At 71.1% G+C, this 23,609-nt stretch carries 22 protein-coding genes and 1 pseudogene; 10 read left to right on the forward strand and 13 right to left on the reverse strand.

What is annotated here, in order from left to right:
- Window positions 1-11: 11 nt before the first annotated feature.
- From ACIBAE_RS01435 to mce, 7 genes are all read right to left on the reverse strand, one after another.
- Window positions 12-875: an ABC transporter permease gene (locus ACIBAE_RS01435; protein ID WP_399281693.1), complete on the reverse strand. Its 864-nt coding sequence runs from the start codon at window positions 873-875 to the stop codon at window positions 12-14.
- Window positions 872-2,008, reverse strand: coding sequence for an ABC transporter ATP-binding protein (locus tag ACIBAE_RS01440; RefSeq protein ID WP_399281694.1), 1,137 nt, complete (start codon window positions 2,006-2,008; stop codon window positions 872-874). The genes ACIBAE_RS01435 and ACIBAE_RS01440 overlap by 4 nt, the downstream gene beginning before the upstream one ends.
- Window positions 2,009-2,157: 149 nt before the next feature.
- Window positions 2,158-2,937 (reverse strand): ABC transporter permease subunit, encoded by a 780-nt coding sequence (locus tag ACIBAE_RS01445; RefSeq protein WP_399281695.1) that lies wholly within the window; start codon window positions 2,935-2,937, stop codon window positions 2,158-2,160.
- 4 nt (window positions 2,938-2,941) lie between these two features.
- A complete protein-coding gene (locus ACIBAE_RS01450; protein WP_399281696.1) occupies window positions 2,942-3,955 on the reverse strand; it encodes an ABC transporter ATP-binding protein in 1,014 nt (337 codons plus the stop codon).
- A 119-nt stretch (window positions 3,956-4,074) separates the two neighbouring features.
- Window positions 4,075-5,013: a cellulose-binding protein gene (locus tag ACIBAE_RS01455; RefSeq protein WP_399281697.1), complete on the reverse strand. Its 939-nt coding sequence runs from the start codon at window positions 5,011-5,013 to the stop codon at window positions 4,075-4,077.
- A gap of 188 nt (window positions 5,014-5,201) precedes the next feature.
- Window positions 5,202-8,918, reverse strand: a complete 3,717-nt coding sequence (gene scy / locus ACIBAE_RS01460) for a polarized growth protein Scy (RefSeq protein WP_399281698.1) — start codon at window positions 8,916-8,918, stop codon at window positions 5,202-5,204.
- 160 nt (window positions 8,919-9,078) lie between these two features.
- Window positions 9,079-9,507: a methylmalonyl-CoA epimerase gene (gene mce, locus ACIBAE_RS01465; protein WP_399281699.1), complete on the reverse strand. Its 429-nt coding sequence runs from the start codon at window positions 9,505-9,507 to the stop codon at window positions 9,079-9,081.
- Between the two features lie 253 nt (window positions 9,508-9,760).
- Between mce and ACIBAE_RS01470 the strand changes: the two genes are divergently transcribed.
- From ACIBAE_RS01470 to ACIBAE_RS01485, 4 genes and pseudogenes are all read left to right on the forward strand, one after another.
- Complete coding sequence (locus ACIBAE_RS01470; RefSeq protein ID WP_399281700.1) at window positions 9,761-10,960, forward strand: acetyl-CoA C-acetyltransferase; 1,200 nt, start codon at window positions 9,761-9,763, stop codon at window positions 10,958-10,960.
- A 59-nt stretch (window positions 10,961-11,019) separates the two neighbouring features.
- Window positions 11,020-11,982: a methylmalonyl Co-A mutase-associated GTPase MeaB gene (gene meaB / locus ACIBAE_RS01475; RefSeq protein ID WP_399281701.1), complete on the forward strand. Its 963-nt coding sequence runs from the start codon at window positions 11,020-11,022 to the stop codon at window positions 11,980-11,982.
- A gap of 93 nt (window positions 11,983-12,075) precedes the next feature.
- Window positions 12,076-12,218, forward strand: a pseudogene (locus ACIBAE_RS01480) (MFS transporter); the annotation flags it as partial.
- Window positions 12,219-12,227: 9 nt separating this feature from the next.
- Window positions 12,228-12,410, forward strand: coding sequence for a hypothetical protein (locus ACIBAE_RS01485; RefSeq protein WP_399281702.1), 183 nt, complete (start codon window positions 12,228-12,230; stop codon window positions 12,408-12,410).
- 185 nt (window positions 12,411-12,595) lie between these two features.
- Here the strand turns inward: ACIBAE_RS01485 and ACIBAE_RS01490 are convergent, their stop codons facing one another.
- Window positions 12,596-13,141, reverse strand: coding sequence for an ATP-binding protein (locus ACIBAE_RS01490; protein ID WP_399281703.1), 546 nt, complete (start codon window positions 13,139-13,141; stop codon window positions 12,596-12,598).
- Window positions 13,142-13,409: 268 nt separating this feature from the next.
- On the opposite strand from ACIBAE_RS01490, the gene ACIBAE_RS01495 reads away from it, so the two are divergent.
- Complete coding sequence (locus tag ACIBAE_RS01495) at window positions 13,410-14,801, forward strand: sporulation protein (RefSeq protein WP_399281704.1); 1,392 nt, start codon at window positions 13,410-13,412, stop codon at window positions 14,799-14,801.
- Between the two features lie 63 nt (window positions 14,802-14,864).
- On the opposite strand, the gene ACIBAE_RS01500 is transcribed toward ACIBAE_RS01495, so the two are convergent.
- A complete protein-coding gene (locus ACIBAE_RS01500; RefSeq protein ID WP_399281705.1) occupies window positions 14,865-15,590 on the reverse strand; it encodes a PepSY domain-containing protein in 726 nt (241 codons plus the stop codon).
- Window positions 15,591-15,722: 132 nt separating this feature from the next.
- Between ACIBAE_RS01500 and ACIBAE_RS01505 the strand changes: the two genes are divergently transcribed.
- Both ACIBAE_RS01505 and ACIBAE_RS01510 read left to right on the forward strand, forming a co-directional pair.
- Window positions 15,723-16,385 carry a response regulator transcription factor gene (locus ACIBAE_RS01505; protein WP_399281706.1) on the forward strand — a complete coding sequence of 221 codons (663 nt, stop codon included), beginning with the start codon at window positions 15,723-15,725 and terminating at the stop codon, window positions 16,383-16,385.
- Window positions 16,386-16,471: 86 nt separating this feature from the next.
- Complete coding sequence (locus tag ACIBAE_RS01510) at window positions 16,472-18,028, forward strand: ATP-binding protein (protein WP_399281988.1); 1,557 nt, start codon at window positions 16,472-16,474, stop codon at window positions 18,026-18,028.
- 138 nt (window positions 18,029-18,166) lie between these two features.
- Here ACIBAE_RS01510 and ACIBAE_RS01515 read toward each other — a convergent pair whose 3' ends face one another.
- The 4 genes from ACIBAE_RS01515 to ACIBAE_RS01530 all read right to left on the reverse strand — a co-directional run bounded on the left by ACIBAE_RS01515 (window position 18,167) and on the right by ACIBAE_RS01530 (window position 20,895).
- Window positions 18,167-18,643, reverse strand: a complete 477-nt coding sequence (locus tag ACIBAE_RS01515; RefSeq protein WP_399281707.1) for a MarR family winged helix-turn-helix transcriptional regulator — start codon at window positions 18,641-18,643, stop codon at window positions 18,167-18,169.
- Between the two features lie 115 nt (window positions 18,644-18,758).
- Complete coding sequence (locus ACIBAE_RS01520; protein ID WP_399281708.1) at window positions 18,759-19,568, reverse strand: AIM24 family protein; 810 nt, start codon at window positions 19,566-19,568, stop codon at window positions 18,759-18,761.
- On the reverse strand, window positions 19,565-20,215 hold the full coding sequence (locus ACIBAE_RS01525) for an AIM24 family protein (protein WP_399281710.1): 651 nt from the start codon (window positions 20,213-20,215) through the stop codon (window positions 19,565-19,567). The genes ACIBAE_RS01520 and ACIBAE_RS01525 overlap by 4 nt, the downstream gene beginning before the upstream one ends.
- Complete coding sequence (locus ACIBAE_RS01530) at window positions 20,215-20,895, reverse strand: AIM24 family protein (protein ID WP_399281711.1); 681 nt, start codon at window positions 20,893-20,895, stop codon at window positions 20,215-20,217. The genes ACIBAE_RS01525 and ACIBAE_RS01530 overlap by 1 nt, the downstream gene beginning before the upstream one ends.
- Window positions 20,896-21,022: 127 nt before the next feature.
- On the opposite strand from ACIBAE_RS01530, the gene ACIBAE_RS01535 reads away from it, so the two are divergent.
- From ACIBAE_RS01535 to ACIBAE_RS01545, 3 genes are all read left to right on the forward strand, one after another.
- Window positions 21,023-21,367: a DUF3817 domain-containing protein gene (locus ACIBAE_RS01535; RefSeq protein WP_399281712.1), complete on the forward strand. Its 345-nt coding sequence runs from the start codon at window positions 21,023-21,025 to the stop codon at window positions 21,365-21,367.
- Window positions 21,364-21,657, forward strand: a complete 294-nt coding sequence (locus ACIBAE_RS01540) for an MTH1187 family thiamine-binding protein (protein ID WP_399281713.1) — start codon at window positions 21,364-21,366, stop codon at window positions 21,655-21,657. Before ACIBAE_RS01535 ends, ACIBAE_RS01540 begins: the two co-directional genes overlap by 4 nt.
- A gap of 170 nt (window positions 21,658-21,827) precedes the next feature.
- On the forward strand, window positions 21,828-23,606 hold the full coding sequence (locus ACIBAE_RS01545; protein ID WP_399281714.1) for a glycosyltransferase family 2 protein: 1,779 nt from the start codon (window positions 21,828-21,830) through the stop codon (window positions 23,604-23,606).
- Window positions 23,607-23,609: the final 3 nt, after the last annotated feature.

Below are 23,609 nucleotides of genomic sequence, written 5' to 3' on the forward strand. Positions count from 1 at the left end.
ACTGAGCGGCCTCAGACGTCGCGCTTGTCGAGGGCGAGGAAGGCCCCGGCCATCACGACCGCCGTCACCGCGAGCATGACGCCCACCGGCTCCCAGCCGGACGGCCCCGAGGCGCCGGGCCCGCCGCCGGTGGAGTCGTCGTACAGCGCCGCGAGCTGGTTCGGGATCGAGTAGTTGAACAGGGCTTCGCGCAGCCCGCTGAGCCCGTCCGAGAACATGAACATCGCCATGACCAGCGGCAGCAGGACCACCCCGATCATGATCGTGATGGCGCCCGCCGAGTGCCGGATCAGTGAGCCGACCGCCAGGGCCAGCAGCCCGAGCGTCGCCACGTGGAGACCGACGCCGACCGTCGCGCGCAGGTACTCCTCACCACCGGGAGCGGCCGTGTCCGCGATCGCGACCTGCAGCGCGGCCACGACCGCCGTGGTCACCGTCGTGATCGTGAAGACCAGCAGGAAGAAGACCAGCGACTTGGCGGCCAGCACCCGGGCCCGGCTGGGGCACGCGGTCAGGGTCGTACGGATCATGCCCGTGCCGTACTCCGAGGAGATGGTCAGCACGCCCAGCGTGATCACGCAGATGCTGCCCAGCAGCGTGCCGAAGAGGCCGAGGGGGAGTACGGACCCGCTGTCCTCGGGGCTGCCGGACACCAGCGCCGCCGCGAGCAGGCCGATGCCCGCGATCAGGACGATCATGACGCCGAGCGTCCATACCGTGGACCGCAGGGAGCGGAGCTTGGTCCACTCGGAGGCGAGGGCGTCGCCGAGCGTCGCCGGGCGGACCGGGATCGGCGACCGGTAGCCGCCCATGGCCTGCCCCGGCTGCGGGGTGGCCGGCGACGGGGGCACGGGCTGCTGGTACGGGGTCGTCATCGGGCGTCCTCGTTGATGTCGCGCGTCGGGGTGGTGGCGGGAGCGGCGGGGGCCGCACCGGCGGGAGCGGCGGGCGCCGCACCGGCGGGCGGCGGCGGGGCGTACCAGCCCTGCTGCGGCACGGCCGGGATGCCGGGCGGCGCGTAGCCCGGGGGAGCGTACCCCTGAGCGGCCCCGCCGGGGCCCTGCGGCGGCTGGAAGCCGGCCAGCGCGTCGGCCGTCGACCGATGGTCCACCGCGCCCTGCGTCATCCGCATGTAGGCCTCCTCCAGCGACGCCTGGTGCGGCGAGAGCTCCCAGAGCCGTACATCGGCCGCGTGCGCCACATCGCTGATCCTCGCCAGCGGCAGCCCGGTGATCCGCAGTGCGCCGTCCGGCTCGGACAGCACGCGTCCGCCGGCCTCGGTCAGCGCCGACATCAGCTTCTCCCGCTGCTCCGGCTCGCTCCCGGGGGTGCGCACCCGGGCGAAGTCCGCCGAGTTCGCCGATATGAACTGCGTGACGCTCATGTCGGCGAGCAGCCGGCCCCGGCCGATCACGATCAGATGATCGGCGGTGACGGCCATCTCGCTCATCAGGTGCGAGGAGACGAAGACCGTACGCCCCTCGGCGGCGAGCGACTTCATCAGATTGCGGACCCAGAGGATGCCCTCGGGGTCGAGACCGTTGACCGGCTCGTCGAACAGCAGCACCTGCGGGTCGCCGAGCAGCGCCGCCGCGATACCGAGGCGCTGGCCCATGCCGAGCGAGAAGCCCTGGGAGCGCCTGCGGGCGACATCCTGGAGGCCGACCACCCCGAGCACCTCGTCGACCCTGGCGGCCGGGATGCCGGAGAGCTGGGCCAGCGAGAGGAGGTGGCTGCGCGCGCTGCGGCCGCCGTGCACCGCCTTGGCGTCGAGCAGCGCGCCGACCTGGCGGGGCGCGTTCGGCAACTGCCGGAAGGGGTACCCGCCGACCGTCACATGGCCGGCGGTCGGCCGGTCGAGCCCGAGGATCATCCGCATCGTCGTGGACTTGCCGGAACCGTTGGGACCGAGGAAGCCGGTGACGGATCCGGGACGTACCTGGAAGGAAAGGTCGTACACGGCCGTCTTGGCGCCGTAGCGCTTCGTCAGGCCGACTGCCTCGATCATTCTGCAGCCCCATCGACAGGTCAGGTCGGCGGGGCAGTGGCCGTTCCTGACCGAAGGCCCCCGTAAGAGCTAGGAGGATATCGGGGCGCTGACGGTTCCGGCCAAGCCGTTACGGCGGTGCGGCGGGACGGGATCTTCCCGGCGATCGCCTACGCGTCCCGCTTCTTCAGTACGGCGTAGCCGCCCGCCAGCGCGGCCAGCACCCACAGGACGAGGATCCCGAAGCCGCCCCACGGCCCGTACGGCGTCCTGTCGGCGTTCATGGCGTTCGGGACCACCTGAAGGATCTTGGAGCCGGCCTGGTCGGGGAAGTAGTGGGCGACGTTCTTGGCGACCGGGACCGCCGAGAGGATCTGCGAGACCAGGAAGAAGAACGGCATCAGGATGCCGAGCGACAGCATCGAGCTGCGCAGCATCGCGGTGACGCCCATCGAGAACACGGCGATCAGCGCCATGTAGAGGCCGCTGCCGATGACCGCGCGCAGCACGTTCGGCTCGCCGATGCTCGTCCCGTGGTCGCCGAGCAGCGCCTGGCCGAGGAAGAACGCCAGAAAACCGGTCACGAGCCCGACTGCCAGCGCCAGCACCCCGGCCACCAGGATCTTGCCGAAGAGGAAGGTGGCCCGCTGCGGTACGGCGGCCAGCGAGGTGCGGATCATGCCCGAGCTGTACTCGGATCCGACCACCAGCACCCCGAAGACCACCATCGCCAGCTGACCGAGGATCATCCCGGAGAAACTGGTGAAGGTCGGGTCGAAGGTGGCCTGTTGGACCCGGTCCAGATCGCCGAAGGTCGAGTTCAGCAGCGCGGAGAGCGCCGCGCCCAGGGCCACGGTCACGACCAGGGCGCTGATCAGCGTCCAGGTCGTGGAGGAGACCGTGCGGATCTTGGTCCACTCGGACCGGAGAACCGCTGGTACCGATGCCATCGCGTCAGACTCCCTTGTCCTGCTGGTCCTGGCCCCAGTGGGGCGCCACGGGCGTCGCCCCGGCCTGCCCGCCCTGATGCGCCTCCGGCTGCCCGGCCGACTGTCCCTCGCCGCCCGAATGCGCGTGGTACTCGACGGACTCCGCCGTCATCCGCATGAAGGCGTCCTCCAGCGAGGCCCGCTGGGAGCTCAGCTCGTGCAGGACGAGCTGGTGCCGGGCGGCCAGCTCACCCAACTGCTCGGTCTCGGCGCCGTCGATCTCCAGTACGCCGCCGGCCGCCTCGACCGCCGTGTATCCGGCCTCGTGGAGGACGTCCTTGAGCCGCTCCCGCTCCGGCGAGCGCAGCCGCGCGTAACTGCGTGAGTTCTGCTGAATGAAGTCGGCCATCGAGGTGTCGGCCAGCAGTCTTCCCTGCCCGATCACGATCAAGTGGTCGGCGGTGAGGGCCATTTCACTCATCAGATGACTGGAGACGAAGATCGTGCGGCCTTCTTGTGCCAGCGCCTTCATCAGATTGCGGATCCAGTGAATTCCCTCGGGGTCCAGACCATTGACCGGTTCGTCGAACATCAGGATCCGCGGGTCGCCGAGCAGCGCGCAGGCGATTCCGAGCCGCTGTCCCATACCGAGGGAGAAGCCCTTTGATTTCTTCTTCGCCACCGCGGCCAGCCCGACCATGTCGAGCACGTCCGACACCCGGCTCGCCGGGATGCGGTTGCTCTGGGCCAGGCAGAGGAGATTGTTGTACGCGCTGCGCCCCCCGTGCATCGCCTTGGCCTCCAGCAGCGCCCCGATGTCCTTCAGGGGCTCCGCCAGCTCCCGGTAGTGCTTGCCGTCGATCCGGACCGATCCGCTGGTCGGGTTGTCCAGGTCGAGCATCATCCGCATCGTGGTCGACTTGCCCGCCCCGTTGGGCCCCAGAAAACCCGTCACCACACCCGGACGCACCTGGAAGGAGAGCTGATCGACCGCGACCTTCCGGCCGAAGCGTTTGGTGAGCCCCTCAACCTCGATCATGCGGCCAACCTAGAGGCGCGCAAAGCCCCCCGCCACCGGAGTGGCGGGGGGCTTTGCGGGATTGTTATACGACTGCCGAGTGGTTACCCGGCGGGCCGGTCACGCGGCGGGACGCTTGCTCAGCGGGACTGCTGGGCCGGCACTCCGCGCGAGATCGGCTCGTCGTCGGCCGGGGCGCTCGCGGCGGCCACCGCGGCACCGGTCAGCGTGGCCAGCATCTCGCGGACGTTGGTCAGCTGGGCGTTGATCGAGTCGCGGCGGTTGGTGAGCGCCGCCAGCTCGCGCTCCGATTCGCTGCGGATCCGGTCGGCCTTGGCGTTCGCGTCGGCCACGATGTCCTCGGCCTGGCGCTGCGCCGTCTCGACGGTCTGACGGGCCCGGCGCTCCGCGTCCGTACGCAGCTTCTCCGCCTCCAGGCGCAGCTGCTCGGCACGGTGCTCGATCTCCGCCAGGCGCTTCTCGGCCTTCGCCTGACGCGAGGCCAGGTCGCGCTCCGACTGCTCCCGCCGCTTGGCGAGGTTCGTCTCGAAGTCCGCGGCGGCCTGGGCGGCCTTGGCGCGGGTCTCCTCGAAGAGGGCGTCGGCCTCCTCGCGCTTGGACTGCGCGTCCTTCTGCGCCTCCGAGCGGAGGGTCTGGGCGTCGCCCTTCGCCTTCTCGACGATACGGACGCCTTCGTCCTCGGCCTTGGACTTGCGCTCCGAGGCGAACGACTCGGCGTCGTTGCGCACCTGCTGGGCCGCCGAGTCGGCGAGCTCACGGTGCTGCTCGGACGCGCGGCGGGCCTCCTCGCGCAGGTCCTTCGCCTCTTCCTCGGCGAGGCGGAGGATCTTCTCGACGCGGGCGCCGAGGCCGGCGTACGACGGCTCCGCGTCGCTGACCTGGGCCTGGGCGTTCTGCGTCTCGAGGTGGAGTTCCTCGATGCGCTTTTCCAGTGCGGTGATGCGGGCCAGGGCACTGTCTCGGTCAGCGACGAGCTTGGTAATGCGGTCGTCCACCTGACCGCGGTCGTAACCACGCCGCACGAGCTCGAAGCCGAATGGGGAGGATGTTTCGCTCATGGGGTTCCTGTCGAATGAGACCGGTGAGGTGATAGGGGGAATCCTAGGGGCCGGGGCGGCGTGTCATCGAGTGGATGCGGGTTTGATCTGGAGAATGTCCAGTCTTTCGGGTGGCATACGGGTAACCGAGTAGTACGGGTGCCGCTCCCGACCAGCTTGCCCCATCGCGAACGCTGCCGGTCACGGCACTAGCTCTCCGATGACTTGCCGCTCGAACGGGTGTTACCCGCCGCCGCACCCGCCTTGACGGGGTTGTCCTTCGGGGCGGCCGACGGCGCCTCGAAGGATTCCAGAGCTTCCAGTACGTCCTGGACCCTGGAGATCTCGGTCTGGATGTCCTCGCGTCTGCGGACCAGGACGTCCAGTTCGCGCTGACCGTCCTCGACCATCTGCCTGGCCTCCCGTTCGGCGTCGGCACGCAGCTTCTCGGCCTCCCGGATCAGGCCGGCCTTCTTCTGCTCGGCCTCCTTGAGGAGACCCTCCGCCTTCTTCACGGCTGAGATCCGGACCGTACTCGCTTCCGCGTTGGCCTCGGCGACCATCTCCTTGGCCTTCGCCTCGGCCTCGGCGCGCTGCTCGCCGGCCGCCTTCATCAGGTTGTCGACCCGCTCACCGGCGGTCCTCAGCTGCTCCGACGTCTCGCGGCGGGCCCGCTCGTGGAGCTGCTCGACCTCGCTCTCGGCGCGCTCCCGCAGCTCCTCGGCCCGCTCGCGTACGGCCGTCGCGTCGCCCCGCGCGCCGACCAGCAGCTCGTTCGCGTCCGTACGGGCCTTCTCCACCAGGGAGTTGCCCTCGACCGTCGCGTCCTCGGTGATCCGGTCGGCCGCCGTACGAGCCGCGCCCACCAGCTTGTCAGCCTGCTCCTCGGCCTCGGTGGCGGCGCGCAGCGCCTCCTCCTGGGCCTTGTTGATCAACTGGTCGGCCTGTTCGGCGGCGTCGGCGCGGCGCTTGGCCGCGTCCTTGCGCGCCTCGTCCAGGAGCCAGTCGGTCTCCTCCTGCGCCTCGTTCCTCAGCCGCTCGGCGGCGGCCTCGCTGTCCGCCCTGATCTGTTCGGCCTCGGCACGCAGCCGCTCGGCGGTCCGCTGCGCGGAGCCCACCGTCTCGGCGGCCTCGGCGCGCATCCGCTCCGACTCGCCCGTCGCCTCGCCGATGAGCCGGTCGGCCTGGGTGGCGGCCTCGCCACGGATCCGGTTGGCGTCCTCGCGGGCCTCCGCGCGGGCGCGGGCCGCGTCCTGCTCGGCCTGGGCGAGCGAGTCGGACGCCTCGGTCCGTACCCGCTGCGCGTACTCCGCGGTGTCCGAGCGCAGCCGCTCCGACTCGGTGATCGCCTCGCTGACGGTCCGCTCGGCCAGCGCCCGCGCGGCGTCCGACTCCTCCTGGGACCTGGCGCGGACCCGGCCGGCGTCCTCGGAGGCCCGCTCCCGCTCGGCGTACGCGTCGGAGCGGACCCGGTCCGCCTCCTCCCGCGCCTCGGTCCTGGCGCGGTCGGCGGCATGCTCGGCGGCGGAGCGCAGCCCCGCGATCTCCTGCTCGGCCTGGTCCTGGAGGCCGGCCACGGCCTCCCGTACCTGCTGCGCGCTCTGCTCGGCGGCGGACACCAGCTCCGTCGCGCGCCGATCGGCCTCCTCGACCAGCCGCTGCGCCTCGGTCTGTGCCTCCTCGACCCGCTTACGAGCCGAGGCGAGCAGCTCCTCGCTCTGCTCGCGGGCCCGCTCGCGCTCCTGCTCGGCCTCCGCGCGCGCACCGGTGAGGGTCTCCTCGGCCTCGCGGCGGCGGCGGGTCGCCTCCTCCTGCGCGGCGGCCAGCGCTTCGGCGGCCTCGGTGCCGACCCGCTCGGCGGCGGCCCCGGCCTCCGCCCTGACCCGGTCGGCGGTCTCCTGGGCCTCGGTCTTGAGTCGTTCCGCCTCCGTGGCGGCCTCGGCGCGCAGCCGTACGGCGGCGGTCTCCGCCTCGGCACGGGACCGCGAGGCGTCGGCGGCGGCTTCGGTACGGAGCTGCTCGGCCTCCTGCTCGGCCTGTCCCTGGAGCGTACGGACGCGCTCGGCGGCCTCGGTACGCAGCCGCTCGGCCTCCTCGGCGGCCTCGCGGCGGATCCGCTCGCCCTCGGCGCGCGCGGCGGTGAGCGCCTCCTCGGCGGCGGCGAGACGCTGCTCGGCCTCCGCGTGCAGCCGGGTCAGCTCGCCCGCGGCCTCGGCCTTGCGCGACTCGACGCCGCGCTCGGTCTCCTCACGCAGCTCCTCGGCGGCGCGCTCCGCGGCGACCCGGGCCGCCTCGGCCTGCTCCTCGCCCTCGGCCCGCAGCCGGTCGGCCTCGGCGCGGGTGCGCTCCAGCGTCTCCTCGGCCTGCCGGCGCAGGGTGGTGGCGCGCTCGATGGCCTCGGTGCGGACCCGCTCGCTCTCGGCGGTGGCACCGGAGCGCAGCTCGTCGGCGTCCGCCTTGGCCTTCGTCAGCAGTTCCTCGGCGGTCCTGGCCGCCTCCTCGATCTGCTGGACCGCCTCCCGGCGGGCCTCGCCGCGGATGCGTTCGCCCTCGGCGACCGCCTCGGCACGCAGCTGCTCGGCCTCGCCGCGCAGCCTGCGGGCCTCCTCCTGGAGCTCGACCGTCTTGGCGCGGTACTCCTTGGTGTCGTCCTTGGCGGCGCCCTTGAGCTGGTCGGCCTGCTCGGCGGCCTCGCCGCGCAGCCGGTCCGCCTCGGCCTCGGCCTCGCGGCGGATCCGCTCGGCCTCCTCGCTCGCGGCCCCGGTGGTGGCCTTGGCGTCGGCGGACGCCTTCGTCAGTACTTCCTCGGCGGACCTGGCGGCCTTCGCGAGCGCGGCGGCCGCGTCCTCGGCGGCGGCGGTACGGGCCTTCTCCGCGGCCTCCGCGACCAGCTTCTCGGCCTCGGCGCGGGCGTCGGCGAGCGACTGCTCGGCCTCCGCCCTGGTGGCCTCGGCGTCCTTGGTGGCCTCGCCGACCAGCCGGGCGATCTCCGACTTGGCCGTACGGGTGCGCTGCTCGTTCTGCGATTCGGCGCCGGCCAGCCGCTTGGCCGCGGTTTCCTTGGACTCCGTGGTGACCTTCTCGGCCTCCGCGCGGGCCGCCCGCAGCCGGTCCTCGGCCTCCTGCAGCCGCTGCTCGGCGGCGCGGGTCAGCTCGGCGGCCTGCTGGCGGGCCTGGTCGGTCTCGGCGGTCGTGGACGTACGGAGCTGCTCGGCGTGGCTGTTGGCCTCCTGCGCCTGCGCGGAGGCGGCGTTCAGCAGCCGTTCGGCGTCCCGGCGGGCGCGCAGGATGGTCGCCTCGGCCTCGGCACGGGCGGCCTCGGACTCCGAGCCTAGCCGCCGGCGGGCCTCCTCGGTGACCCGGGCGGCCTCCGCGCGGGCCGCGGCCAGGGACTGCTCGGCCTCGGAGCGCGATTCGTCGAGCAGCCGGCGGGCCTGGGATTCGGTACGGGCACGGAGCTGCTCGGCCCAGGCGACGTTCTCGTTGACATGCGATTCGACGGTCTGCCGGCGCTCGGCGAGCTCCTGGTCGAGCCGCTGGCGGCGCTGGACGGCCTCGGCGTGCAGCTCGGCCTGGAGCCTGGCCTGGTGCTCGGCGTGCTCCTGCAGGATGCGCTGCGTCTGGGCGCGGGCGTCCCGCAGTTCGCGCTCGGCGTCCGCGCGCATCTGCTCGGCCTGCATCTGGGCGTTACGGAGGAGCTGTTCGGCCTGGTAGCCCTGGTCGCCGTTGTCGTACGAAGGGCGGGTGGCCAGACTGCGGCGTGCCTCATGGAGCTTGGCGCGCAATACCTCGACTTGGTAACCGAGGTCCTCGGCGTGCTGGACGGCCTTCTCTCGCGCGGTCTTCAGCCGTTCCATCTCGGCTTCGAACCGCGAGAGGTGGTCGTCGTCAGCTCGGTGGCTCTCCTGGCGTTCGTAGCCCCGCACTGCGCGGTCCCATCCGTCCCCTGGTCGCAACTGGCCAATTCGAGCACCGTTCGCGGCGAACGGCCCCCCGGGGAATGGTGTCAGATCAACAGCGGGGGCACGGCCCCACCCCGGCCCCGGCCCGGAGCGGCCCACTCTACCGGGCCGGGAATCCTTAAGGTCAGTGCTCCGTGCGGGAGGTGACGAGTTCTGTGAGGACTCCGTGACAGTCCTTGGGGTGGAGGAAGGTGATGCGGGAGCCCATGGAACCGGTGCGCGGCTCGTCGTACAGCACCCGTACGCCCTTGTCACGGACGGCCTGGGCGTCACCGTCGACGTCCTCGGTCCCGAACGCGATGTGGTGGACGCCCTCGCCGTTCTTCGCCAGCCACTTGCCCACGGCCGAGTCCTCCCGGATCGATTCGAGGAGCTGGAGGTACGAAGCCCCGCCGTCGGACGTCTCGTTGATCTTGAGCATGGCCTCGCGGACCCCCTGCTCCTCGTTCACCTCGGTGTGGAAGACCTCGAAGCCGTACGTGGCCCGGTAGAACTCGACCGTGGCATCGAGATCGAAACAGGCGATTCCAATGTGATCAATTCGCGTCAGCATGGGGACAGTGCAGCGGTTCGGGCGTGGTTGCGCAAGGTGCGCGCGATCACACTCACCGCCCGGTGACCCGGAGTCGTACCACTCAGTACATTTGAGTGAACCAGCGTTCACTCCGCAGGCCGCGGACACACCGCACACGCACCGCACACGCACCGTTCGTCCACCGCAGGTCAAAATCGCAGGTCAAGCCGCAGGTCAAGCCACAGGCCAAGGCCGCAGGTCACAACCGCAGGAACAAAGGGGATCGCGTCTCATGTCTGGAACGAACACCACCACCTCTGTGATCGTCGCGGGCGCCCGTACCCCCATGGGGCGCCTCCTCGGCTCGCTCACCCCTTTCTCCGGCGCGGAGCTGGGCGGCTTCGCCATCAAGGCCGCGCTGGACCGGGCCGGCGTCAGCGGTGACCAGGTCCAATACGTGATCATGGGCCAGGTGCTGCAGGCCGGAACCGGCCAGATCCCGGCCCGCCAGGCCGCCGTCAAGGGCGGCATCCCGATGAACGTTCCCGCGCTCACCATCAACAAGGTCTGCCTCTCCGGGCTCGACGCGATCGCGCTGGCCGACCAGCTGATCCGCGCCGGCGAGTTCGACATCGTCGTCGCCGGCGGCCAGGAATCCATGACCAACGCCCCGCACCTGCTGCCCAAGTCCCGCGAGGGCTACAAGTACGGCGCGGTCGAGATGCTCGACGCCATGGCGTACGACGGACTCACCGACTCCTTCGAGGACATCGCCATGGGCGCCTCGACCGAGAAGCACAACACCCGGCTGAACATCGCCCGCCCCGAACAGGACGAATTCGCCGCGCTCTCCCACCAGCGCGCCGCCGCCGCGCGGAAGAACGGGATCTTCGACGCCGAGATCGCCCCGGTGGAAATCCCGCAGCGCAAGGGCGACCCGGTGGTCTTCGCGCAGGACGAGGGCATCCGCCCCGAGACGACCGTCGAGACCCTGGGCCGGCTGCGCCCGGCCTTCGCCAAGGACGGCACGATCACGGCCGGCAGCGCCTCGCAGATCTCCGACGGCGCGGCCGCGGTCGTCGTCATGAGCAAGGCCAAGGCGCTGGAGCTGGGCCTGGAGTGGCTCGCGGAGATCGGCGCGCACGGCAATGTGGCGGGCCCGGACAACTCCCTCCAGTCCCAGCCCTCGAACGCGATCCAGCACGCCCTGAAGAAGGAGGGCATCGGCATCGACGACCTCGACCTCATCGAGATCAACGAGGCGTTCGCCGCCGTCGCCGTGCAGTCAATGAAGGACCTCGGCGTATCCCCGGAAAAGGTGAACGTGAACGGGGGCGCCATCGCCCTCGGCCACCCGATCGGCATGTCCGGCGCCCGGCTCGTCCTGCACCTCGCCCTGGAGCTGAAGCGGCGCGGCGGCGGGGTCGGCGCGGCGGCGCTGTGCGGCGGCGGGGGCCAGGGCGACGCGCTGATCGTGCGCGTCGCCGACTAGTCGTCGACCAGCACCGACCCCCGACGGGCACCGTACGCAGCGAACGAAGGAACGGAACTGTGACACAGGACGTCCCCGAGCTGGTGGCTCAGGCACGCGAGGGCCGGCCCCGCGCCGTGGCCCGGCTGATCTCACTGGTCGAGGGGGCGTCCCCGCAGCTGCGCGAGGTGATGGCGGCGCTGGCACCGCTCGCGGGCGGCGCGTACGTCGTCGGCCTCACCGGATCGCCCGGTGTCGGCAAGTCGACCTCCACCTCCGCCCTGGTCTCCGCGTACCGGCGGGCCGGCAAGCGGGTCGCGGTACTCGCCGTCGACCCCTCGTCGCCCTTCTCGGGCGGCGCGCTGCTCGGCGACCGTGTCCGGATGTCCGAGCACGCCTCCGACCCCGGCGTCTACATCCGTTCGATGGCCACCCGCGGCCACCTCGGCGGCCTGGCCTGGGCGGCCCCGCAGGCGATCCGGGTCCTGGACGCGGCGGGCTGCGACGTGATCCTGGTGGAGACCGTCGGGGTCGGCCAGTCGGAGGTCGAGATCGCCTCCCAGGCCGATACGTCGGTCGTCCTGCTGGCACCCGGCATGGGCGACGGCATCCAGGCGGCGAAGGCCGGAATCCTGGAGATCGGCGATGTGTACGTGGTCAACAAGGCGGACCGCGACGGCGCCGACGCGACGGCCCGCGAGCTGAACCACATGCTCGGCCTCGGCGAGACCCGGGGCCCCGGCGACTGGCGGCCGCCCATCGTCAAGACCGTCGCCGCGCGCGGCGAGGGCATCGACGAGGTCGTCGAAGCCCTGGAGAAACACCGCGCGTGGATGGAGGAGCACGACGTCCTCGCCGGGCGCCGCGCCAGGCGCGCGGCCCGCGAGGTCGAGACCATCGCGGTCACCGCCCTGCGCGAACGCATCGCGGACCTCCACGGCGACCGCCGCCTCGACGCCCTGGCCGAACGGATCGTGGCGGGCGAGCTGGACCCGTACACCGCCGCGGACGAACTGGTCGCGGGCCTCACCGGCCGGAACTGACCCCCGACGGCGGCCGGTTGCCCACCTCGCACCGGCCCCGCGCGGCCCCGCGCGGCCCCGCGCGGTCGGTTCCGGCGGCGGTCGGCGGGGATGGGTGCCTGGGTCAACACGGCGGTGAACGCCGGGTCTTCCGGCCGGGCGGCGGCCGTGGGGCTGCTGGTCGGACGGCTCCCTCTCGCGCTGTGTTCGTCCTGGTAGCCCTCCCGGCGCTGCTCCCGGCGGCCGCGCCCGGTTGAATGGGGCCCATGGAAAACGGAGTGTGGGACGCGCTGCCCACCGAGGCGCGGGACGAGATCGACGCCCTCGTGCGGAAGAACGACCGGATGCACGCGATCAAGGTGATCAGGGAGGCCGGCCTGGACCCGTCGCCGGGGCTCGGTGAATGCTTCGCCCTGTTCGCGGAGCGCCGGGCCGCGCTGGGCGGGTAGGTCCGATCCGGGTCCGTGGGCCCGGATCGGACGTGGGAGGGGCAGGTCACCGCGCGGCGGCGTTGCAGCGCTGACCGGAGCGGCGACCCACGCTCGGGCGCGATGTGTTGTCAAGGCCTCGCTCCGTCCGACGTGCCTTTATGAGGGCGTGCGGGATGTAGCGGTGGAATGCCGTCTGCCCGGCGTCAGGCCGGAGCGGTGGTCGAGTCGTCGGCGCCACGACATCCCGACGGCGAACGATTTCCCGGCAGAGGCAGCAGCACGGTGACGGTCTTGCCGAGCCCGTCAGCGTCCCTTGGCACGCTGGTCCTCCCGCCCGCCTCGGCGGCCAGGGCCTCGATCAGTCGCAGTCCCCAGCCGCCGCTCCCGTCCAGATGCGGAACATCTGCCGGCTCGGGAAGCCGGGGGTGCCGGTCGTGCACGGAGACGGTCAGGTATTCGCTGTCCATGCAGACCGCCACCTCTGCTCTGGGCGAGGAAAGTGCCGCGTGCTGAACGCAGTTCGTGACCAGCTCGCTGACTGCGAGCAGAGCCGTATCCGCCACATCCGAGCCGGGTGGCAGCCCCCAGATCGCCAGTTGAGCGGCGATCTCGCGGCGGGCGACGGGCACACATGCGTCGATCGTCGCAACGGTGAAGGACAAACGGCGGTCGGTGACAGAGGCCGCCGTCGCAGACGTCTCGACTCCGCCCGTCCGCCGGTCGGGCCACTCGTCCGGTACAGCTCGCATCGTCGGGACTCCTCATGTGGGGACTGCGCTCGTACGCTCCTGCTGCCGACGATCGGCGACACAGCACCAAGGGTCGTGCGGCATCGTCAGAAGGACGAAGGGAAGCTTCATCACAGCCGCCGGCCGAAGGCCGGGGGAGGGCTCACAAGGGGGCCCACAACTCGCCGACCCGATTCACTGCGAGTGCGGAAGGCAATACCCTCGGTGACTCAACGGTGTGAATCGCGTGCGGCGGCCACGCCGGTACTGGTCATTCAAGGGGGGCGCTGTGGCGCCGACTGTCCGCCGGACCCGTCCGCCCAATACGGATCTGGTCCGGCTCATCGAAGCCAGCGGCGCGAGTCACAAGTCGCTGGCTCTGCGGGTGAACCGACTCGCCCAGGCCTCGGGTACGGAGACGGACTACTCGCACACCTCCGTGGCGAACTGGGCCCGTCGCGGGATGACGCCGAAATGGCCTGTCCCGAAGCTGTTGGCACAGGCCATCGGCGAGCGGCTCGGTCGGCCCGTCAGTCTCGCGGAAATCGGTATGGCGGAGGCGGAGACGCCGGACGCGGATGTGGGATTGGATTTCCCGCGGCACCCCGCTGATGCCGTCCGCGTCGCCACTTCGTTCTGGAGATCCGTGAATCGCCGCGACCTTTTGGCCGGATCCGGCTTCGCCGTATCCGCGTTCGCCACCCCCGTCACCCGCTGGCTCGTCACACCGGCCGACAAGCCCGCCGACCACGCCGGTGGTCGTCAGGTCGGGCACTCGGACCTGGATGAACTGCGGGAAGCCGCAGAAGAAGCAAGGCGGTGGGACTCGAAGTACGGCGGCGGGAACTGGAAGGCGAGCTCCGTCACCGGCTGCCTCGAACAGCGTGCGGCCCCGCTGCTGCGGGGGTCGTTCTCCGACGAGGTGGGCCGTGAACTCTTCTCGGTCACCGCTGAGCTCTCCAGGCTGGCGGGCTGGACGGCCTTCGATGTCGGTCAACACGAAGCCGCACAAAGGCACTTCATTCAGGCGCTACGCCTTGCCCGTGCGGGAGGGAATGTTCAGCTCGGCTGCTACGTACTCACCACCATGGCCATGCAATCGCTGCTGCGGGGCTTCGCCAGCGAGGCTGTGGACATGGCTCAGGGCGCCTTTGAACGGGCCAAAGGACAGGCTGCGCCCCGGGTGCTGGCGTTCACCAAATTGATCGAGGCCCGAGCTCACGCCCGCGAGAACGATCCGCGCTCTGCTTCACATGCTCTGGCCGCCTCGGAAAACCTTCTCAGCAGGGCCGAGGGGGGCTGCGGCGACGAGCCTGCGTGGATCGACTTCTACCATCACAGCAGGCTGTCGGCGGACGCGGCTGAGATCTTCCGGGATCTGAAGAATCCTCAGGCGGCGCTGGCCTGGAACCTGCGGGCCGCCGCCATGCCGCTCGAGGTATTCACCCGCTCCGTCGGTATGCGCCTCGCGATCGTCGGAACCGCCCATCTCCAGGCTCGCGATCTCGACCACGGCCTCGAACTCGGCAACCGCTCTGTCGACATCCTTGGCCGGGTCCGGTCCAGTAGAGCGCTGGACTATGTCCGTGAATTCAGCACCGCTCTGGCCCCCTGGCGACGCGAGCGGTCCGTCCGCGAGTTTCAGCGGCGGACTCGTCAGGAACTGGGCGCAGTCGTCTGAGCCGGGCCCGGGGGCCCGGCTCAACGTGCGAGGTGTCAGGTCACCGCGCGGCGGGCGCGCTCATCAGCGCCGGCCGCCGTGGTCGTCACCACGGTCGTGCCCCGTACCCTCGCCGTGGTCGTCGGAGCGGCCCTTGTCGTCGGACCGGGTCCCGTCGTCGGCCCCGCCATGGGGGTGGTCGTCGTGGTGAGGCGTCACCTGACCGGTCTTCGGGTGGACGTCCACTTCGTGCGTGCGGCCGTCCTTGCCGTCGACCTCGACCTCCCAGCGGCCGCCCCGGTCGTCGTCGAGCTCGACGGAGGTCACCGTGCCGGGTACGGAGGCGACCGCGGCGGCCCCCGCCCTGCCCGCGTCGACCGTGGCGCCGCGCAGGGCGGCGCGGTCGTCACGGGCGTCGTGACCAGGGGTGTTGTCGGTGCCGCTCGTGCTGCTCGTGCCGGTCGGGCTGTTGGAGAGGCGACCGCCGGTGCGTACGGCGCCCGTGGCCGCGTCGATCCGCACCTCGCGCCGGCGGTTGTCCTTGCCCAGGATCTTCACCTCCCAGCTGCTGGTCCTGTCGGTCCCGTCGTCGTCCCGTTCGACGGAGATGACGGTGCCCGGGTACTTCTTGAGTGCCAGCGCGGCCGCCTCGCTCGCGCCGCGGACGGCGCCGCTCCCGGCGGGCGCGGGCCGGGCCGTCGTGGCCGTACCGCTCCGGTGGTCGTCGCCGCCCATGGCGACCGCCGTGTACGTGCCGCCGCCGAGCAGCGCCGCCGCTGTGATGGCCGCGATGACGAGATTGCGCTTCATGAGAGGTCCTCCCGAGTCGGTCTGCCGGTCTGTCCGCTCCGTGCGGAACGACTTCACTGTCGCGGGGGGAAGCTGAACGCAGCCTGAAGCCACCTGAAGAGATCTTCAGGTTCGTTTTGCGAAGGTGGGCGCATGCGCTTGCTGATAGTCGAGGACGAGAAGCGGCTCGCGGTCTCGCTGGCCAAGGGGCTGACGGCCGAGGGCTTCGCCGTGGATGTCGTCCACGACGGGCTCGAAGGGCTGCACCGTGCCGGTGAGGGCGTGTACGACCTGGTGGTGCTCGACATCATGCTGCCCGGGATGAACGGCTACCGGGTCTGCTCCGCTCTGCGCGCGGCCGGCCAGGACGTGCCGATCCTGATGCTCACCGCGAAGGACGGTGAGTACGACGAGGCGGAGGGGCTCGACACCGGCGCCGACGACTATCTGACCAAGCCGTTCTCGTATGTCGTGCTCGTCGCCCGGGTCAAGGCGCTGCTGCGCCGCCGGGGTTCGGCCGGGGCTTCGCCGGTCCTGCGGATCGGGGGGCTCAGGATCGACACGGCGGCCCGCCGCGTCTTCCGGGACGATGCCGAAGTTGCCCTCACGGCAAAGGAGTTCGCGGTGCTGGAGCAGTTGGCGGTGCGTGCGGGCGAGGTGGTCGGCAAGCCGCGGATCCTGGAGCACGTCTGGGACTTCGCCTACGACGGCGACCCCAACATCATCGAGGTGTACATCAGCGCCCTGCGCCGCAAGATAGGCGCCGCGCGGATCCAGACGGTGCGTGGCGCCGGTTACCGTCTGGTCGCCGTATGAGCACGGCGGGTACGGCGGGTACGGCCGGTACGGCGGGTACGGCCGGTACGGCGGGTACGGCCGGCGCGGCCGGCACGACGAGCGCGATGAGCCCGCTGAGACGCCCTCTCGCCTCCGTACGGGCCAAGGCGTCGCTCGCCGCGACCGCCGTGGTGGCGGTCGCGCTGATCGCCGCCGGGATCGCCGTGCTCCTCTCACTGCGCTCCAACCTCACCGACCAGGCGGACCGTCAGGCCGATTCGGCCGCACGCGAGGTCGCCCTGGACATCGCCTCCCGGGTCCCGGACCAGCTTCCGTACGCCGAGCTGGAACTGCCGGACGACGAGGACCACCCGGTGCAGGTGGCCGCCGAGGACGGTGGGCTGCTCGCCGTCAGCGGGGACCTGGAGCGGATCAGCGGCACCGGGCTGTCCGCGGTGACGCTCCCGAAAAGTCCCGCTCCGGCGACCCGGACACCGGACAGCGGCGGTGAGGCCGGTGAGGCCGGTGAGGCCGGTGACGACAGCGGTGGCGGTGACGACGACAGCGGGGACCGGCGGGGCCGGGACCGGGACCGTGGCGGCGATGACGACGACGACAACCCCGCCGCCGTCAGGATCGGCGACATCACCGCGCACACCACCGGCACCGCCACGGTGGACGGTGCGACCGGCCACTACCGTTTCACCGCCCTCCAGGTGACCGACCGCGCGGGCCGTACGGTCACCGTCCACGCGGGCGCGTCCCTGGGGGCCCGGGAGAGCGCGGTCGGCACCGCCACCGTGGCGATGCTGGTGGGGCTGCCCCTCCTGCTGCTGGTCGTCGGGGGCGTGACCTGGCTGGTGACCCGGCGGGCGCTGCGGCCCGTGGAGGGCATCCGGCGGGAGATGGCGGCCATCACCGCGTCCGAGGACCTTTCCCGGCGGGTGCCCGAGCCCGCCACGTACGACGAGGTCGCCCGGCTGGCCCGTACGACCAACGAGACGCTCACCGCGCTGGAGGCGTCCGTGGAGCGGCAGCGCAGCTTCGTCGCGGACGCCTCGCACGAGCTGCGCAGCCCGATCGCCTCGCTCCGTACGCAGCTCGAAGTGGGCGCCGCCCACCCGCACCTGCTGGATGTCCCGGGCGCGGTCGAGGACACCGTACGGCTTCAGCGGCTCGCCGCCGATCTGCTGCTGCTGGCACGGCTGGACGCGGGGGAGCGGCCGGGGCAGGCGCGGTTCGAACTGGGCGCGCTGGTCCGTGAGGAGGTCTCGCAGCGGACCGCCGACCGGATCCCGGTGACACTGGAGGTGCGGGAGGCGCTCGACGTGACCGGTTCGCGCGGTCAGTTGGCCCGGGTGCTGGGCAATCTGCTCGACAACGCCCAGCGGCATACGCGCTCCGAGGTCCGCGCGTCCGTGCGGCTGGACGGCACCGAGGTGGTGCTCGCGGTCGCCGACGACGGCTCCGGGGTGGCGGAGGCGGAGCGCGAGCGGATCTTCGAGCGGTTCGTACGGCTCGACGAGGCGCGCGGCCGTGACGACGGCGGCGCGGGGCTCGGGCTGGCCATCGCCCGCGACGTGGCCGAGCGCCACGGCGGCACGCTCACGGTCGGGCGGAGCCCGGCGGGCGGAGCCCGGTTCGAACTGCGGCTGCCCCCGGCGGGCGATACCGGGGGCTGAGCGGGACCGCTGAGCGGGACCCCGCTGAACGCCGCGTACGGAAGCGTGCCTGCCGTGCCTGCCATGCCCGAGAAGCGGCGCCTCAGAGGTCGGGCCTCAGAGGTCGGGACTCAGAAGTGGTGCCTCAGGAGCCGGGACTCAGAGCTTGCCGCGCTGGCCGTGCAGATGCTCGGCCACCGGGGCGAGCGCCGCGCGCAGTTCCTCCTGCGACTGGGCCGTGAGCAGGTCGATGAAGTGTGTGCGGACGGACGCGACGTGCTGCGGCGCGACCCTCCGCATCGTCTCCATGCCCTCGTCCGTGAGGACCGCGAACAGCCCGCGCCGGTCCGACTCGCAGTGCTCCCTGCGGACCAGACCCGCGGCTTCCATGCGGGTGATCTGGTGCGAGAGTCTGCTCTTGGACTGGAGCGTGGCGGTCGCGAGATCGCTCATCCTCATGCGGCTCTCGTCCGATTCCGAGAGGTTCACCAGGATCTCGTAGTCGTTCATGGTCAGGCCGAACGGCTGGAGATCCTTCTCCAGCTGGTGCATCAGCAGCTTGCTGACTTCCAGGTGGGTGCGCCAGGTGCGCTGCTCCGTATCGCTCAGCCAGCGAGTGGCTGTCTCAGTCTCCATATGCGGATTCTACCTAAGAAGTTGAATTCTGGACGAAGTCTGGGTGTGTGACGCCTGCGGCAGGATCGTCAGGAGGGGGCGCAGATGTTCGACGTCACACTCCGCAGACTACCGTTCACAGACCGAAGCGACGCTGGAGATCCCCCAGCTGACCGGGCAACCGGGGAGCGGCCCCCTGCTGGCCCTGACCCGGGCCGTGGCCCTGGCCCGCGTATCCCGGCGCACCGGAGCCGCCTCCGGGCACGCCCGCCTGCTGGGGCACCGCGCCCGTCGCCTGCTCCGCCATCAACATCTCGGTCGACTGGAGCAGCACCGTGCCGGCCCCCACGAACTCGAACTGGTGCTCCTCGCCCGAGGTCCCGCCGATACCCGTCAGCGACCGCAGGCCGCCCATCACGCCGGTCATGTAGCCATGATCGTAGTGGTGGCAGGGGGAGGGGCAGTCCGCCCAGCCCACCAGCGCCTGTGGATCCACCCTGATCGGTGGTTCCATGAAGACCACCGGACCGTTCGACGCCGCCACGAACTTCCCCGTACCGATCAGGGTGAGGAAGCCCGGCACGATCGACTGCTTCAGAGCCAGGGTGGGCTGGTAGGCCAGCAGATTCCCGGAGCGGATCGTCAGATTGCCGTCCTCCAGGTCGAAGGAGTTGACGTCGAAGGCCCGGTCGGCGAGCAGCATCTTGCCGCTGCCCTCCGCCACCACCCAGTCACTGGCGTGCAGCGGCGAGTGGAAGCTGGTGCGCAGCAGCCGCTCGAACCGGCCGTTGCCGATGCCGTTGAAGTCGATCCGCCCGTAGTAGGCGATCATCTTCCCCTTCTGCAGGAACCACTGGCCCCCTTTCAGCTCCACGCAGAAGGTGTACGCGTTGACGTTGTCGTCGCTCGGCAGCGTCATCGGGTCGAAGATCACGGGCGCGCTCACAGCTTCTCCTCCGACGCCTGGACGTACACCGCACCACTGCCGCTCAGCTCCAGCTGGAACGCCTCGCCCGAGCCGCGCCCCACCATGTCGCGCCAGCCGAGCGCCGTGGAGAGCTTGTTCCGTACGTCGCCGTGGTGCGCGACATACGCCTGCGGGTCCACATGGACGGGCCGGCCCGGTGTGATGGGCACCTCGATCACCCCGCCGTGCGCCATCACCGCGACCGCGCCGTGGCCCTTGAGCGTGGTGGTGAACAGGCCCTGGCCGGTCACCTGACCGCGCACCATGCCCATCACCCCGCCCTGCGACCCCATGAACATGGTGCCCTGCTGGAGGGTCCCGTCGAAGGCGAGCAGCCGGTCCGCCTCGACGTACAGGGTGTCGCCGGCCAGGCCGATGACCTGGATGTGATGGCCGCCGTGGCCGAACATCACCGTGCCACTGCCTTCGACCGTCATCAGCGGCGTCGCCTCGTTGGCGACCCGCCGGCCGATCATCGACATCAGGCCGCCCTGGCCGCCCTGCAGGTTGGGGGTGAAGCTGACGTCTCCCCGGTACGCGAGCATCGCGCCGCGCTGGCTGTACATCTTCTGGCCGGGCAGGACCGTCGCCTCGACCATCTTCGAGTTGATCTCACGGAACGGCATCAGATGTCACCCCCGACGGTGTTCCGCTCGCTCGGCTGTACGTAGACGAGCCCGTCGCCCTCGAAGCGGATCTGGAAGGCCTCGCCCGAGCCCTCGCCGATGAAGGTCCGGAAATTCACCCCGGACTGGAAGTGCTGCTGGAGACTGCCCTGGTGCGCTATGTACGCGCCGGGGTCCACGGCGAGCGGGTACTGCGGGGTCACCCGCAGGATCACCGCCGGGCCGTCCGACATGATCGCGGCCTGGCCCATGCCCTCGACGGTCGTGGTGAACAGACCGTTGCCGGTCGCGCCGCCGCGCAGCCCGGTGAACGACGTGCCGGTGCGCAGGCCCGCGTCCACGCAGAGCAGGTTGCTCGCCTCGACATAGAGCTTGTCGCCGTGCAGCGACACGAGATTGATCTCGCTCGCCCGGTCGGCGAAATAGCAGGTCCCCTGGCCCCTCACCTCCATCACGGTCATCTGCTCGCCGGTGATTCGGCGGGTCACCATCCCGCGGATGCCCTCACCGCCGCCGGACATCTTCTTGAAGGCCATCTGGCCGTCGTACGCGACCATCGAGCCGTTCTTCGCTTTGACGGCATCGCCGGACATGTCGACGGCGAGCACCTTGCTGCCTTGCAGTCGGAACTGAGCCACGGATCGAAGGTAACGGGCGACGGCGAGCACGAACAGAGGCATCCGTCCCGGAAGACCCCCGGCCCGGCCCCGACATCGGCCGGCCGGAGCGCGGCTGCCACAATGAGCCGACGCTTGTGCACGCGTTCACAAGACGATCACCGCCCCCGATGACGAAGGTGCCTACCTCGTGGACATCAAGACCGCCTCCGCACTCCACCGACTCCGTCTGGTCTCCGCACCCGAGGCCGTGTCCTTCCTCCTGCTGCTGGTCTGCTCGGTGCTCAAGCGCACGACGGAGTTCAACGCGGTCCCCGCCATGGGAATGATCCACGGCCTGCTCTTCATCCTGTACGTGATCTTCTGGCTGCTGGCCTGGAACCGCGCCAAGTGGTCGTTCGGCACGGGCGTCCTCTACTTCGTCCTCTCGGTGCTGCCGACCGGCGGCTTCTTCGCCGACCGCAAGCTGCGGCGCGCCGCCTCCGACGCGGTCATCGCCTCCCGCGCCCGCAATGCCGGTACGGTGAACGCATGATCGTCGCGTTTTCCGTGAGCCCGATGGGTGTGGGCGAGGACGTCGGTGAGTACGTCGCCGACGCCGTCCGCGTCGTCCGCGAGTCCGGCCTGCCGAACCGCACCGACGCCATGTTCACCTCGATCGAGGGGGAGTGGCACGAGGTGATGGACGTCGTCAAGCGGGCCGTCGCCGCCGTCGAGGCCCGCGCACCGCGCGTCTCGCTCGTCCTGAAGGCCGACATCCGGCCCGGCGTCACGGACGGCCTCACCTCGAAGGTCGAGACCGTGGAGCGCCATCTCTCCGCCTGACGGGCGGGATCGCGGGGCGGCCGCGTTCGCGGCGACCGCCTCCGCGCCCGTCACCCCGAACGCAGTAGCCCGCCACCCGTAAAGCCGCTCGCACGGACGCCTCCGGTCGACACGCCGGTCGATATCCCCTTCTGTGGTGATATTGACCCCGCTCTACTGCTGGAGGCACCGTGCGGCCGGAGGGCTACGACTACGAGACCTACAGCCGCCTGGCCGGTCCCCTCGAAGAGCCGGACCCGGCGGCCGGCTATCAGGTGCGGTACCGGAGTCTGCTCGCACGCGAGCCCCACCGAATACGCGCCGTCCTGCTGATGACCCTCGCGCCGCTGCTCTCCGGCGCCCTGCTCGTCTATCTCCTCCTGCCCAGTCACCGCACCGAGCGGGCCGGCGGCCAACGCTGGCTGATCGTCTTCGACCACGTGATGCTCGGGTCGATCGGACTCATCGCCTTCTTCACGCTGGTCAACGTCGCCTCCGTCGCCCATGCCACGCTGGTGGCCAGGGACCCGATACCCGTCCCCGCCGAGCCCGGCACCCGCGTCGCGTTCCTCACCACCTACGTACCGGGCAAGGAACCCCTCGCCATGGTGCGGGCCACGCTCGAAGGCGCCGTACGGCTGCGCCACAGCGGCCCGCTCGACATCTGGCTGCTCGACGAGGGCGACGACCTCGCGGCCCGGGCGCTCTGCGAGCGGCTGGGGGTCCGGCACTTCACCCGCAGCGGGGTACCGGAGTGGAACCGGGACACGGGCGTGCACAAGGCCCGTACCAAGCACGGCAACTACAACGCCTGGCTCGCCCTGCACGGCCACGCCTACGACTTCTTCGCCTCCGTCGACACCGACCACGTCCCGCTGCCCAACTTCCTGGAGCGGATGATGGGCTACTTCCGTGATCCGGACGTCGCCTTCGTCGTCGGCCCGCAGGTGTACGGCAACTACACCTCGCCGGTCACCAAGGCCGCCGAGTCCCAGCAGTTCCTCTTCCACGCGCTGATCCAGCGGGCCGGGAACCGCTATCACGCCCCGATGTTCGTCGGCACGAACAACGCCGTCCGGATCACGGCGCTCCAGCAGGTCGGCGGAGTGTACGACTCGGTCACCGAGGACATGGCCACCGGCTTCGAGCTGCACCGCGCGAGGAACCCCGGCACCGGGCGGTTCTGGCGCTCCGTCTACACCCCCGACGTGCTGGCCGTCGGTGAGGGGCCCGCGTCCTGGACCGACTTCTTCACCCAGCAGCTGCGCTGGTCCCGGGGCACGTACGAGACGCTCATCAAGCAGTACTGGAAGGCGCCCTTCCGGATGCCGCCCGGCCGCCTCCTCAGCTACACGCTGATGCTCGTCTACTACCCGATGACGGCGGTCAACTGGCTCCTCGGCGTCCTCAGCTGCGTCCTCTTCCTCTGGCTGGGAGCCTCCGGTACGCAGGTCTCCTCCTCGGTCCTGCTGATGCTCTGCAGCGACGCCGCCGCCCTGCAGATCGGCCTCTACCTCTGGAACCGGCGGCACAACGTCTCGCCGCACGAGCCCGAGGGTTCGGGCGGCCTCGCCGGGATGGCGATGTCCGCGCTCTCCGCGCCGGTCTACCTGAAGTCGCTGGGCTCGGCGCTGCTGCGCACCCGTGGCGGATTCGTCGTCACCCCCAAGGGCGGCGAGGCCAGCCCCGACCGGCTGGCGACCTTCCGGCTGCATCTCTTCTGGGCCGCCGTGCTGACCAGCTCGATCCTGGCGTCCGCGTACCTCGGCCACACCCACGCGGCGATGCGCGCCTGGGCCGGACTGGCCCTCGCCATCGCGCTCGCGCCGGTCGGCGTCTGGGGGTGGACCACGGTGCGCCGGCGCGTCGGCCCGCAGGCGCCCGCCGTGGCCCCGGAGGTGACGGCGACGCCGGTCGCGACGACGCCGGTCGCGACGACGCCGGTCACGACCACGACCGGAGGGAGCTGAGCC

Source organism: Streptomyces sp. NPDC051569, assembly GCF_044454085.1.
GTDB lineage: Bacteria > Actinomycetota > Actinomycetes > Streptomycetales > Streptomycetaceae > Streptomyces.